A 12,377-nucleotide genomic window follows, 5' to 3' on the forward strand; every position below is an offset into this window, starting at 1 on the left:
CCAAATATTGGCTTGCGACACTGCCGGAGACGATCGGCTTCCGACCGCTCGTCGACCTCGCCAAGCTGCGCTGGCGGATCGAGCGTGACTACCAGGAGCTCAAGCAGGAGGTCGGCCTCGGGCACTATGAGGGGCGTGGATGGCGCGGCTTCCATCATCACGCAACGCTGTGCATCGCCGCCTACGGATTCCTGGTCGCCGAGCGGGCGACGATTCCCCCCTCAGGACCTCGTCCCGCCACGCTGCTCCCGGCGCCTCGCCTTCCCGACGACTATCGACCCAGGGGATCCGCCGTGGCGGCCTGAACGCCACCTCCCGAACTCGATCGCAACCATGCGTCTGCGCCTGATCCGCGCACTTGCCAAAACCCTGCCGCGATGCCCCTGTTGTGGCCTCGCCGCAGCATCAAGCCGGCGGCGAAACTTATGACGCAGTAGTATTAGCGAAGCGTAATCCGCCACTCAATACGCGAGGCGCAATACGCTGCGCTATTGCGCCCTACGGGCTCGCGAGACGGCAATGCGGTGGCCTTCTGGCCTCGCCACAAGTGCCGTGAGATCCGGGTTCACGCCGCAAGTCGGCGTGCCCGGAATGACGGCGGTGGGGTTGGACGAGCAAGCAAAGCCCGGAGCCCGCAGAGTGGATCGGCGTAGCCGGGTGAGCGCAGCGATACCCGGGACTCTTCGTACCGCCGAGATGCCGCTCCCGGATGTCGCTTCTCATCCGGGCTACGGGACTAGCTGCGCGGTGATTGGACCGCCGTCTGCCAGTGACGGTGAAGCGCCGCAATGTCGCCGCTGGTCAGGATCGGCATCGCGGCTCTCAGGTCGTCGTCGCTCCAGTCCCACCAGCGAAGCTCCAGCAGTCGCGCGATGTCGGGATCGCCAAATCGCTTCCGGATCACCTTTGCGGGGTTGCCGCCGACGATGGCGTAAGGCGCGACGTCGTTCGTCACCACAGCCCGCGCGCCGATCACCGCGCCGTCGCCAATTCTGACGCCGGGCATGACGATGGCTTCGGTGCCGATCCAGACATCGTTGCCGATGACCGTGTCGCCGGCGGGTTGGAATCCGTTTGCCGCGCCGGCGAAGGCTGGCATTTCGGGCATCCAGAAGAACGGAAAGGTGCTGATCCAGTCGCTGCGATGCCCCTGGTTTCCGGCCATGATGAAAGCCGCACCCGAGCCGATCGAGCAGAACGAACCGATCACGAGCTTGTCGACACCGTCGTCCGGCAGCAGGAAGCGGGCGCAGTCGTCGAAGCCGTGACCGTGATAATAGCCCGAATAGTAGCTGTAGCGGCCGACCCGGATATTCGGGTTGGTGACCAGGCGATCGAGCGTGATGCCCTTGAACGGGCTTTCGAAAACGTTATGCATCGTGAGGACCAATGGTTCGCAAGCCGCGCATGCGGCAATGGCTCACCCGAGCTTTCTCGGGTGACCGACAGCGAGCGATCAGGGCGATCGCCTGCTGCAGCTTCCAGCGTCAGATCCGCGGAAGCGCGATGCCGGTGGTACTGTGTGTGGCCTTCATTCTCGCATGATGGCGCATTCTGCCGCCCGAGCCAAGGTCGGCTCTCTTGGCCGTCGGCGTCCTGTGGATTTGAAATCCAATCGTAGCAAGCGTAGCCCGGGCGAGCGCAGCGACACCCGGGTCTCTTGGTGCCGCCGAAGCGCTGCTCCCGGATCTCGCTTCGCTGATCCGGGCGACGGGACTACATCCCGCGATCGACGGTGCGGTCCCGGCCCGCTGCCTTGGCCTGGTAAAGCCGGCTGTCCGCCAGCTTGTACAGGGCCGCCCAGTCGCCGGCCTCACGGATCGTCGCCACCCCGAAGCTCGCCGTCACCGGCCGCGTATCCAGGCCAGGAATGCGGCTGTTCGCGATGGTCTGGCGGAGCCGTTCGGCGCATTCGGCGGCATCGGAGCGCGAGGCGTCCGGCAGGAACACGGCGAACTCCTCGCCGCCCCAGCGGCCGACCAGATCGCCCTTGCGAGCGGTTCTGCGCAGGATCGCGCCGATCTCCTGCAGCACGACGTCGCCGATGTCATGACCGAACGTGTCGTTGATCGATTTGAAATGGTCGACGTCGCACAAAATCAGCGACGCACCTTCGGGCGCGCGGCGCATCGGCGCCGCGATCTCCGCCTCGAAGCCGCGGCGGTTGAGCAGCCCGGTGAGATGGTCGAGGTCGCGTTCGCGGCGCAGATCATCGATCAGGTCGGACACCGCCGCAGCCAGGATGGCCATCGCCAAGGCGGCGCCCAGCACCGCGAGCGACAATTGCAGCGTCTGCCAGAACACCGAGTCGGCGAAGGCGAGCGGTCCCCCCGACGGCGGCGACACGCCGACCGTGAACACGGTGCGGGGAAAGAAGTGCAGCCCGAACAGGAGCAGCGTCCAGAACAGGATGCGGTCGACCACGCGGCCATGTCTGAGATGCGCAAGCCTGAGCGCGGCGACGCACAGCAGCAGTCCGTAGCCGAAGTTTTGCACGTAGATGCGCGCCAAGAGACTGCGATCGACGTAGAAGAAGTAATACAGCGCCAGCGAAAACGCGGCGAAGATCGCGACATCGAACCACCAGCCGAGCGCCCTGCCCGAGCGGATCAGCACGCCTTCGACCGCCGCGATCACGGCGCAGGTGTAGAGCGCGCCCGACACCATCGCGTTCAGGCCCGTATCACGTGGCCAATACAGAATCTGGCTCGTCGCGCCGAGAGCGAACAGCGCACACGCAGCGGCCAGAAGAGCGAGATAAGGCCGCCGCCGGTCGTAGCTCCAGGCCGCGAGAAACGCCAGGCCGAATACGCCGATGATGCCTGGCCCGATCAGGGACAGCGTTATCCTGACAACGGAACCCGGCATCTCGAACGTCGCGACCTCGCACACTGAAGCCCGTGTGTTGTGCCTCCATCGGCTGTCTAAATCCACCACACACTCGGTGCAATTTTAACCAAGTGAAAGCAGGCATCGCCCGGATGAGCGAAGCGAGACCCGGGACTGATCGGGCCCGCTGAAGCGCCGGTCCCGGATGGCGCTTCGCTGATCCGCGCTAAGGCGCCTGTGGCGCATGGTTCGAGACAGCGCTGCGCGCTTCCTCACCATGAGGGTGTGCCTGGTGTGAGCTCTCTGAAGCGCGATCCTGATACGACGAACAACGGCGCCGGCGCTCGCGCCTCACGCCTGCTTCAGCCGTTTCTTGTACGCCTCCGGATCCATGTCGCGGATGTCGACGCTGAGGCTATGAATGTCGGGGCAGTGCTCGGTCAGGGTCTGGCGCAGCGCGGTGCTGAGCGCGACCTTCTGCTCCGGCGTGCGGCCGGCCAGCATGAACACGGCAAGATGCACGAAGCTGTCGCGCTGGCCGCCCACCAGATAGTCGTCGAAGCCGCGGGCGCGCACCTTGATGTCGGCGGCGTGCATCACCCCGGTCGCCGCGGCGGTGACGGCGAGCTGCGCCATCAGCGGCGCGATCCGGTCGCGGCCGAGATGATCGGCCGAATAGTCCATCACGAGGTGCGGCATCGTCGCTCCGGTTCGCTCCCTACGGTCTCCGCGGGTGTTGTTTGGCGCTCGCGAGCGTGATCAAGCCCGGGCGGCGCATCGACGCAAGCGCCGCGGCGCTCATGGCCGTATGCGTAAATGCGATCGACAGGCCGTTCGCCTTGCGGCAAAGCTCGCCGCCAACGAGACGCTGCACGTTCGATGGAGCCGCAATGACGACCGACCGCCCTGCCGATCCCCGCGCCCGCTGGGCGTACCTGTCGCAGAGCGAGCGCGACGCCGCCTACGATGTCGTCGCCGCGGTGAAGAACAGTGCCGAGCTGAGCGCCGAGCGCAACGCCGCATCGGCGCAGGCGCGCGCCAGGCTGAGATCGGTGCTCGATCTGGCTTACGGCCCGCGCCAGAACGCCAGGATCGACCTGTATCCGGCCGCGAGGCGCGACGCGCCCTGCCTGGTGTTCTGGCATGGCGGCTATTGGCAGAAGAATTCGCGCGAGCTGTTCGCCGCGCTGGTCGAGGGCATCGTCGCGCACGGCTGGTCGGTGGCGATTGCCGGCTATTCGCTGGCGCCGGAGGTGACGCTCACCGACATCGTCGCCGAGAGCCGCGCCGCGCTCGACTGGCTCGCCGCGCACGGCGCCGAGCACGGCGTCGCCGGCCCGGTGGTGACCTCGGGCTGGTCGGCCGGCGGCCATCTGGTGGCGATGACGCTGGACCATCCGCTGGTCACCGCCGGGCTGTCGATCGCCGGCGTGTTCGAGCTCGGCCCGCTGCGCGACACCTTTTTGAACGCGGCGCTGCGCCTCACCGACGCCGAGATCGCAACGCTGTCGCCGCTGCGGCTGCCGCCGGTCAAGAAGCGGCTCGACCTCGCCTACGGCACCCGGGAGCTGCCGGCGCTGGCGCTGGACTCCCGCGATCTGCACGCGCGCCGCGACGCCGCCGGCGCGCCCGGCCGGCTGATGCCGCTTCCAGGCCACGATCACTTCTCGATCCTGGTCGAACTGCGCCGCCCGGACGGCGCGCTGGTGCAGGCCGCGCGCGCGCTGATCGGCTGAGGTGCCGCCCGTCCCAGCTCACCAGGTGGCGTCGAGACCGAGCAGGCCGAGGATCTGGCGGCGCAGGTCGGCTAGATATGGATCGCCGCGGTGGCGCGGATACGGCGCCTCCACCGCGATGTCGGCCTTGAGCTTGGCGGGACGCTCGCTGAACACCAGCACCCGCTGCGCCAGGAACAGCGCTTCCTCGACATCGTGAGTCACCAGCAGCGTCGTGAAGCCCTGGCGCTGCCACAGCGACACGATCTCGGTCTGCATGCTGAGCCGCGTCAGCGAGTCGAGTTTGCCGAGCGGCTCGTCGAGCACCAGGATATCGGGATCGTTGACCAGCGCACGGGCCAATGACACGCGCTGCGCCATGCCGCCGGAGAGCTGGTGCGGATAGGCGTTGGCAAAGCCGCTGAGCCCGACCAGCGCCAGCGCCGCATCGACCCGGTGACGCTCGCCCTTGATGATGCCCTGCGCCTCGAGCCCGAGCGCGACGTTCTTCCACACCGTGCGCCATGGAAACAGCGTCGGATCCTGGAACACGACAACGCGCGACGGATGTGGCCCGGCAATGACGCGGCCGTCTTCGAGCAGCCGGCCGGCGCGCGGCGGCTCGAGCCCCGCCACCAGCCGCAGCAGCGTGGACTTGCCGCAACCCGACGGGCCGAGCAGCGCCACGAACTCGCCCGGCGCGGCACTGAGTGTGACGTGATCGAGCACCGGCAGCTCGGCGCCGTCGATGTCGAAATGGTGGCTGACGTCGACGACATCGAGCGCAGCGCCGGCCGCCTGGGGCTGCTGCAATGCGACGGCGCTCACCATTTCACGACACCCTTCTGCCAGACCAGCAAGCGGTCACGGACCTTGAACAACGCCGTAATGGCGCCGGAGCACAATAGCGACATCACCAGCAGAGCCGCATACATGTTGGCGTAGGCCGCCCAGCCCTGCGCCCATTGCAGGTACCAGCCCAGACCGGATTTGACGCCCATCATCTCCGCGACCACCAGCACCGCGAACGATGCGCCGAGGCCCATGAACAGGCCGACGAAGACGTGGGGCAGCGCCGCCGGGATCGCGACCTTGAACACCAGGAACGACGGCCTGGCGCCGAGCGTGCGCGCGACGTCGTAGTAAGCATTCGACACGCTGGCGACTCCCGACCAGGTCAGCACCGTCACCGGAAATCCGGTCGCCAGCGCGATCAGGAAGGTCGATGCGCTCCAGCTCGACGGAAACGCGAAGAACGCGATCGGCAGCCACGCGGTCGCCGGCAACGGGCCGATGAAGCGCAGCACCGGATGCACCCAATAACCGACCGCACGCGACCAGCCGATCGAGACGCCGGTGGCGAAACCGGCGGCGGCACCGATCAGATAGCCGCCGAGCTGCAACTGTACCGAGGCCAATACGCTGTCGATCAGTTTCGGCAGATCGTCGATGTAGACTTCGACGATCGCCTGCGGCGGCGGGAAGAACGGTTGCGGCAGAAGCCCAAGCTTGGCTGTCGCCGCTTCCCAGACTGCGAGCAGCACGCCGAGCAGCAACAGCCACGGCGACCGTCGCCGCACGGCCTCGCCGACCCGTCGCGACCACACGCCGGCCACGGCCGCCAGCGCGATCGCGCCGCCGATCACGAAAGCGGCGATCGCCACCTCCTTGGTGCGCGACCAATCGCCGAGGTCGTCACGCCACAGGCACGACAGACCGAACACGGTCCAGCCGACGCCCGCGGCGAAGCCGGCAGCATGCCCGCGCACAGCGCGCAGCAGCGGCGACATGCGGGACGCCACCTGCGTCCCGACATCGAGTTCGAGCGCCTCAGACGCGGAATACGTCGGCATAGATCTTGTCCGCAAATTTGGTGGTGTCGGTCGAACGTTTGATCACCGAGACCGCTTTGAGGTCGTCGGCATACAGCTTCAGTTCGCTCTTGAGCTGCGGGCCGACCGGATGGTGATCGTGAGTGTGGTACTTGATCAGCGCCCGGATATCCTCCTCGGTGACGATCTTCGGCGCGTAAGGCAGGAACGACATCGCCGCCTTTTCCGGGTTGTTGGACGAAAATTCCGCCGCATCGAGCAGCGCTTGGGTCACAGCCCGCGCCACCAGCGGCTCGTCGCGGATCAGGCTGCCGCGCACACCGACGATGCAGCAGCTCACGTTGCGATAGATGCCGTCGAGGTTGGAGCCGATCTCCTTGAATTCGCCGTCCTTGAGGAAAGCGTGCGCCAGCGGATCGGACGCCAGCGCCGCCTGCGCCTCGCCCTTCTCCACCGCGAGCCGGACCAGATTGCCCGGATACTGCTTCCAGTCGACCTCGGTGGCCGGATCGATACCGGCCTTGGCGAGCTGGATCGAGAAGAAGTTCTTGCCCGGCCCCGCCTGATCGTCGATCGCCACCACCTTGCCCTTGAGATCGGTGACCTTGCTGATCTCCGAAGTGGTCGGCGCGATCGCCCGCAGGCAGCCACCGTGCGTTCCGGCGACGATCTTGACGTCGAAGCCCTGCTCCAGTGGTTTCAGCCAGCGCAATGCCATCCCGACACCGACATCGCTCTTCCCGGTGGCGATCGCTTCCAACAACTGATCTGTCGAACCCGAGAAATTCACCAGCTCGACATCGAGATTCTGCTTCCTGAAGAATTCGTAGTCGACCGCGACCGGCACCTGCACCGAGCACACCGAATTGGCGTTCCACGACAGTTTCAGCTTGCGCGGCGCGCCGGTCAGCACAGCATCGCCGGATGTGCGGCAGATCGGGAAGTCGGAGAGATCATAACCGACGGGCACCGTCGGGAACGCCTGAATGCCGAACGCTCCGACCGGCGCTGCGACCACGCCCGCCGCCGCGCCGAGCAGCACGGAGCGCCGGCTGATAGACCGACCTTTCTTTTGGTTGCTCATCAATGTCCCCTTTCAATTCAAGAGCCCGGCGGCGACGTTCAGGAAGGTGTTCGATCCGTTACGACCGATTCCGCCGACGAAATTCAGTGCCGTCATGATCGAGTTCGGCTGCTAGCAGGTCAATGAAACGTCATTTCAAATGTCGCGCGGAACAGAGAACGCGATGCGCGTCGCACGCTCCTCAGGCAGGAGGTGGACCGATCGCAGAGAACCACGTTCTCACCGGCGGCGCTCCGGCAGAATGATGCTGCTGATAGCAGCGATGCCGATTGCAGCCGGTACGGCTCACATCACGGCTCCGAGCGCCTTCAGCTCTTATCCGAGCGTCGCATTGCGCGGGCGGTCACAGTCGATTAGTGCGGGCCGACGATCACTGCATCAGGATCTTACATCATGGCCAAACCGAAGCCCGACGCCATCACCTGCTCCGAATGCGGGCAGTTCAACTGTTACCGTCTCGACAAGCGCTATCCGGCAATCTGCGCCACGACCGATCTGGCGCCCGAGGAGCGAGAGGAACTGGTGAGCCTATATGCCGGCGATACGATCGACGCGACGCTCGCGCGCGCCGCGGCGGAGATCGAGGGGCAACACTATTGCAAGCTTAATCGTGTCGAAGAGACGGTCGCCTTCGCGCGCCGGATTGGTGCGACCCGGATCGGCATCGCCACCTGCGTCGGTCTGATCGAGGAGACCAAGCTGCTGGTCGAGATTCTCCGGCTCGCGGGGTTCGAAACCCGAACTGCGCTGTGCAAGGTCGGCTCGATCGACAAGACCGAGATCGGAGTGCCGGAGGAACTGAAGATCAAGGGCGGTCACGAAGCCTGCTGCAATCCGGTCCTGCAAGCCCGCATGCTCAATCGGGAAGAAACCCATCTCAACGTCATCATGGGGCTGTGTGTGGGACACGACTCGCTGTTCATCCGCCACGCCGAGGCGCCAGTGACGACGCTGGTGGTGAAGGACCGTGTGCTCGGCCACAACCCGGTGGCGGCGTTTCACACCATCAAGACCTACTCCAGCCGGATGCGCGACGCGCGGCGCATGCAGGAGCTGTGAGCCACCGATCACCGCCTCATGCTCGTCTCGGACGGCATCCCTGCGGTCCGCCATAAACGCCGTGATTCCGCAAGGTGGCAAATGACGTCACGCAACGGTCCTTGTGGACGCGCCGTCCGCATCCTGTTAAACTGATAGCAGACGACGGCGCGCAACGCCGCTTGCGGTCCGGCACAAATCCCCAGCGACAGCATCGCGCAAAGAAGGGATCGACCACAGTCCCCACCCGAACGTCACGTCGCACGCAGCGTCACCGCTGGCTCATCAGAATGCAGACTTGCTGCCGTCCGCTCGACGTGCCGGTCCGGCTCACCACACGTCACCGAACCAATTTCGTCCGACGGCCGCAGTACGCTCTTACTCCATCGTGCCGAAGGAGCACCGCCCTTGCCAGATCGTGAGACCTCGATGAAAGCCGTCGTCGTCGACGACTACGCCGCGATCGACCAGATCGAACTGAAGGAGATCGCGCGGCCGGCGGTGACGCCGGGCGCGGTGCGGGTCCGGGTTCGGGCGGTCGGCATCGGCTTCGTCGACGGCCTTAAAGTGCAGGGCCGCTATCAGACCAAGGATCCGCTGCCGTTCATCCCCGGCACGGAATTCGCCGGCGTGATCGACGCGGTCGGCGATGGTGTCGCGAACCTCGCGCCCGGCCAGATGGTGATGGGCATGGCGCGCTCCGGTGCGCTCGCCGAATACATCGTGGTGCCGATCGAGGCGGTCGCGCCGCTGCCGGACGGCGTCTCGGCGGAAGAAGGCGCCTCGTTCCGAGCCAACTACCTGACCGCTTACTACGCGCTGGCCGAACGCGCCGCGCTGAAGGACGGCGAAATCCTGCTGGTGCTCGGCGCCGCCGGCGGCGTCGGCACCGCCGCGATCCAGATCGGAAAGCTGCTCGGCGCCCGCGTCATCGCAGCGGCATCGAGCGCGGAGAAGCGCGACTTCGCGCTGGGGCTCGGCGCCGATGCCGTGATCGACTACACGCGGCCGGACTGGCGCGACACGTTGAAGGCGCTGACCGAGGACCACGGCGCCGACGTCGTGTTCGATCCGGTCGGCGGGCCGGTCGCGGTCGAAGCGTTTCGCTCGATCGCCTGGAACGGCCGGCACATCGTCGTCGGGTTCGCGGCCGGCAGCATCCCGGCGCTGCCGTTCAATCTGCCGCTGCTGAAAGGCGGCAGCCTGCTCGGCGTCGACCTCGCGCAACTGCCGCGACGCGAACCGGCTGTGCTCGCACGCTGCACCGCGGAGCTGTCGCGGCTGCTCGCCAGCGGCGCGCTGAAGCCGGCGATCGTCTCGTCATTCGCACTGGAGGATTTTCGCGCCGCGTTCACCGCCCTCGCCGGCCGCAACGCGCTCGGCAAGGTCGTGGTGCGGATCGGGCCGTAGCTTCGCCTGATCTCCTGCCCCGGCGCTCTGTGGATGCGTGGGGCTCGGCCCGCGCACCCACAGCGCGCATAGGCGCATCGGCTTACTTCGCCGCCGGCGACGCGCCGACTGTCGCGGCGTTGTCGCCACCGAGCTGCTGTGCCATCTTCAGATGATGTTCGAGCACCGGCAGCGTCTGCGCGGCCCATTGCTTCAACTCGGGGAAGTCGCCGTTGCTGGCGTAGCTCTGGAACAGTTCGACCGCCTCCTGATGCGCCTGCACCTGCTGCGCGGCGTAGGTGGCGACGAACGCATCGCCCCGCTTGTCGTTCAGCTCGTCCAGCATCGCCTGATGCCGGGCGTCGAGCTGGCTCGGCACGTCGACCTTGAGGCCGTGATTGGCGATCATGCGGCGAACGTCGGCCGAGGTCTTGCCGTGATCCTGCAGCATCTTGTCGGCGAACTGCTTCTGAGCGTCGGTGCCGCGGGCGAGCGCCAGCCGCGCCGCGGCGGTCTCGTACAGATCGGACACCGCGACCTGCTGAATAAACCCCGCGGTGGTCGAACTGATCGCCACCGGCGGCGCGCCGGGCGCCTGCGCAGCCGTCTGCGCGGCGGCGGGGGTGGCGAGCAGTATGCAGCTCAGCAGAATGGCGGCGCCCTTCATGTCGGTCTCTCCTGATGTCGCGTCGGTGTCGCCGCGCGATCAGTGACGATCTCGGTCGCGGCTGTCTGTCCACGCAACTCGCGGGCGAACCGTCCGTTCCTCGCTGCGACATCGGGTGACCGGGCGACGCAAGGCGCGTCCGGCGCCGCCGATGACACGATCGCCGCCGGTCTCAGTAGCCGAGCGCGACGCCGTCCTTGCGATGATCGGAGGCGCCGAGCAGCACGCCACGGGCCCGATCGATCCTGATCGCCTGACAGCCGCCGATCGCTTCCTCGGTCCAGCGCACGGAGTGACCGCGGCGCTGCATCTCGTCGTGGATGCCCTGGCCGATCGTGGTCTCCAGCGCCAGCGCGCCGTCGAAGCAGAAGCTGCGCGGACGTTCCGCCGCGGCCTGGATATCGAGGCCGAGGTCGAGCACGTTGGAGAGGAAGTTGGCGTGGCCCGCCGCCTGATAATGACCGCCCATCACGCCGAACGGCATCACTGCCTGATCGCCCTGCATCAGCATGCCGGGAATGATGGTGTGCATCGGCCGCTTGCCGGGCGCGAGCGAATTGGGATGGCCGGGCCTGGCGCGGAAGCTCCAGCCGCGATTGTGCAGCAGCACGCCCGAGTTCGGCGCGTAGATGCCGCTGCCGAACGGCGAGAAGATCGAGTTGATCAGGGACACCGCATTGAGATCGCGGTCGACCACGGTGACGTACACCGTGTCGCGATGTTCGGTGTCGAGCCACGGCTGCGCCTCGCCGGCGCGATCCATCGCGATGCTCTGCCGGATCTTGCCGATCGCGGCGTCCGACAGAAAGCGCGCAGGTTCGAGCGGGTGGACCGCCGGATCGCAGAAATACGCATCGCGCGTCGCGTAAGCCGCCTTGGTGGCCTCCGCAAGCAGATGAATCCGGTCGGCTTCACCGAGCCTGCCGACGTCGAAGCCTTCGAGCACGCGCAGGATCATCAGCGCCGCCAGCCCCTGCCCGTTCGGCGGACATTCCATCACGGTGAAGCCGCGATAATCGGCCGAGATCGGCGTCACGTCCTCGCCGCGATGCGCGGCGAAGTCATCGACGCTGTGGGCGCCGCCGAGCTTGCGCAGCACCGCGACCATCTCCTCGGCGACCTCGCCCTCGTAGAATCCGGCGCGGCCCTCGCGTGCGATCTTGCGCAGCGTCGCGCCGAGCCGCGGCTGGGCGCGGACGTCGCCGATCTCGGGAACACTTCCTCCGGGGAGAAACTGCGCGGCGGCGTTCGGATCGATTTCGACGCGCGCGCGACAGCGGCGCCAGTCGGACGCCACGCGCGGGGTGACGCAGAAGCCCTGCTCGGCGGCCTCGATCGCCGGCGCCAGCACGTCCGCCAGCGGCAGGCTGCCGTGGCGCTCGATCAAAGTGCACCAGGCGTCGATCGCGCCCGGAATGGTCACGGCCTCGGGCGACGTCGGCGGGATATCGCGGGCCTCGCCGCCGGCATATTTCTCCGCGTCGGTGCCGGCCGGGGTGCGGCCGGAACCGTTCAGCCCGATCGGGCGACCGCCGCCCAGCGCGATCAGCGCGAAGCAATCACCGCCGATACCGGTCATCTGCGGCTCGACCACGCCCTGGATCGCGACCGCAGCCACCGCGGCGTCGATCGCGTTGCCGCCGCGCCGCAGGATGTCGACCGCCGCCAGAGTCGCCCGCGGATGCGACGTCGCCGCCATGCCGTTCTGCGCGACCGCGAGCGAGCGGCCGGTCTTGTGAAAATCGCGCATCGTTGGTTCCCTGTTGGATGTCGTTCGAGGCTATCCGCCGACAGCCCAGGCTTCGCACCGCGCCGGACCCAGC

General features: G+C 67.0%; 12 protein-coding genes. 4 read left to right on the plus strand and 8 right to left on the minus strand.

Features of this window, described 5'->3' with window-relative positions; genetic code table 11:
- A partial coding sequence (locus DU475_RS09085) for a transposase (RefSeq protein WP_164631829.1) occupies positions 1 to 305 on the plus strand: 305 nt, incomplete at its 5' end.
- A gap of 431 nt (positions 306 to 736) precedes the next feature.
- On the opposite strand, the gene catB is transcribed toward DU475_RS09085, so the two are convergent.
- The 3 genes from catB to DU475_RS09100 form a co-directional block, all read right to left on the minus strand.
- A complete protein-coding gene (gene catB / locus DU475_RS09090) occupies positions 737 to 1,378 on the minus strand; it encodes a type B chloramphenicol O-acetyltransferase (protein WP_164631831.1) in 642 nt (213 codons plus the stop codon).
- A gap of 338 nt (positions 1,379 to 1,716) precedes the next feature.
- Entirely contained in the window at positions 1,717 to 2,868 is a 1,152-nt protein-coding gene (locus DU475_RS09095; protein ID WP_205524298.1) for a GGDEF domain-containing protein, read from the minus strand.
- A gap of 312 nt (positions 2,869 to 3,180) precedes the next feature.
- Positions 3,181 to 3,528, minus strand: a complete 348-nt coding sequence (locus DU475_RS09100; RefSeq protein ID WP_164631835.1) for a 5-carboxymethyl-2-hydroxymuconate Delta-isomerase — start codon at positions 3,526 to 3,528, stop codon at positions 3,181 to 3,183.
- A gap of 191 nt (positions 3,529 to 3,719) precedes the next feature.
- Here DU475_RS09100 and DU475_RS09105 point away from each other — a divergent pair, with 191 nt between their 5' ends.
- On the plus strand, positions 3,720 to 4,565 hold the full coding sequence (locus DU475_RS09105) for an alpha/beta hydrolase (RefSeq protein ID WP_164631837.1): 846 nt from the start codon (positions 3,720 to 3,722) through the stop codon (positions 4,563 to 4,565).
- Between the two features lie 18 nt (positions 4,566 to 4,583).
- Here the strand turns inward: DU475_RS09105 and DU475_RS09110 are convergent, their stop codons facing one another.
- The 3 genes from DU475_RS09110 to DU475_RS09120 are packed head-to-tail and all read right to left on the minus strand — an operon-like array spanning position 4,584 to position 7,460.
- The gene (locus DU475_RS09110; protein ID WP_164631839.1) at positions 4,584 to 5,375 is read right to left on the minus strand and encodes an ABC transporter ATP-binding protein; all 792 of its coding nucleotides are present in this window, start codon (positions 5,373 to 5,375) and stop codon (positions 4,584 to 4,586) included.
- Positions 5,369 to 6,397 (minus strand): ABC transporter permease subunit, encoded by a 1,029-nt coding sequence (locus DU475_RS09115; RefSeq protein ID WP_164631840.1) that lies wholly within the window; start codon positions 6,395 to 6,397, stop codon positions 5,369 to 5,371. Before DU475_RS09115 ends, DU475_RS09110 begins: the two co-directional genes overlap by 7 nt.
- A complete protein-coding gene (locus tag DU475_RS09120; RefSeq protein WP_164631842.1) occupies positions 6,375 to 7,460 on the minus strand; it encodes an ABC transporter substrate-binding protein in 1,086 nt (361 codons plus the stop codon). Before DU475_RS09120 ends, DU475_RS09115 begins: the two co-directional genes overlap by 23 nt.
- 393 nt (positions 7,461 to 7,853) lie before the next feature.
- On the opposite strand from DU475_RS09120, the gene DU475_RS09125 reads away from it, so the two are divergent.
- Both DU475_RS09125 and DU475_RS09130 read left to right on the plus strand, forming a co-directional pair.
- Positions 7,854 to 8,519: a DUF1847 domain-containing protein gene (locus tag DU475_RS09125; RefSeq protein WP_164631844.1), complete on the plus strand. Its 666-nt coding sequence runs from the start codon at positions 7,854 to 7,856 to the stop codon at positions 8,517 to 8,519.
- A 408-nt stretch (positions 8,520 to 8,927) separates the two neighbouring features.
- Complete coding sequence (locus DU475_RS09130; RefSeq protein ID WP_164631846.1) at positions 8,928 to 9,908, plus strand: NADPH:quinone oxidoreductase family protein; 981 nt, start codon at positions 8,928 to 8,930, stop codon at positions 9,906 to 9,908.
- A gap of 82 nt (positions 9,909 to 9,990) precedes the next feature.
- Here the strand turns inward: DU475_RS09130 and DU475_RS09135 are convergent, their stop codons facing one another.
- Complete coding sequence (locus DU475_RS09135; protein ID WP_164631848.1) at positions 9,991 to 10,554, minus strand: DUF4142 domain-containing protein; 564 nt, start codon at positions 10,552 to 10,554, stop codon at positions 9,991 to 9,993.
- Positions 10,555 to 10,726: 172 nt separating this feature from the next.
- Positions 10,727 to 12,304, minus strand: coding sequence for a gamma-glutamyltransferase family protein (locus tag DU475_RS09140; protein ID WP_164631850.1), 1,578 nt, complete (start codon positions 12,302 to 12,304; stop codon positions 10,727 to 10,729).
- Between the last annotated feature and the right edge of the window lie 73 nt (positions 12,305 to 12,377).

Source organism: Rhodopseudomonas sp. WA056, from assembly GCF_010906995.1.
Classification (GTDB): domain Bacteria; phylum Pseudomonadota; class Alphaproteobacteria; order Rhizobiales; family Xanthobacteraceae; genus Rhodopseudomonas; species Rhodopseudomonas palustris_G.

Bases quoted from the DNA above. Each gene is read 5' to 3' on its own strand.
- DU475_RS09105 (WP_164631837.1), top strand. From the start codon at position 3,720: ATGACGACCGACCGCCCTGCCGATCCCCGCGCCCGCTGGGCGTACCTG.
- catB (WP_164631831.1), bottom strand. From the start codon at position 1,378: ATGCATAACGTTTTCGAAAGCCCGTTCAAGGGCATCACGCTCGATCGC.
- DU475_RS09095 (WP_205524298.1), bottom strand. From the start codon at position 2,868: ATGCCGGGTTCCGTTGTCAGGATAACGCTGTCCCTGATCGGGCCAGGC.
- DU475_RS09115 (WP_164631840.1), bottom strand. From the start codon at position 6,397: ATGCCGACGTATTCCGCGTCTGAGGCGCTCGAACTCGATGTCGGGACG.
- DU475_RS09120 (WP_164631842.1), bottom strand. From the start codon at position 7,460: ATGAGCAACCAAAAGAAAGGTCGGTCTATCAGCCGGCGCTCCGTGCTG.
- DU475_RS09100 (WP_164631835.1), bottom strand. From the start codon at position 3,528: ATGCCGCACCTCGTGATGGACTATTCGGCCGATCATCTCGGCCGCGAC.
- DU475_RS09110 (WP_164631839.1), bottom strand. From the start codon at position 5,375: ATGGTGAGCGCCGTCGCATTGCAGCAGCCCCAGGCGGCCGGCGCTGCG.
- DU475_RS09125 (WP_164631844.1), top strand. From the start codon at position 7,854: ATGGCCAAACCGAAGCCCGACGCCATCACCTGCTCCGAATGCGGGCAG.
- DU475_RS09135 (WP_164631848.1), bottom strand. From the start codon at position 10,554: ATGAAGGGCGCCGCCATTCTGCTGAGCTGCATACTGCTCGCCACCCCC.
- DU475_RS09130 (WP_164631846.1), top strand. From the start codon at position 8,928: ATGAAAGCCGTCGTCGTCGACGACTACGCCGCGATCGACCAGATCGAA.
- DU475_RS09140 (WP_164631850.1), bottom strand. From the start codon at position 12,304: ATGCGCGATTTTCACAAGACCGGCCGCTCGCTCGCGGTCGCGCAGAAC.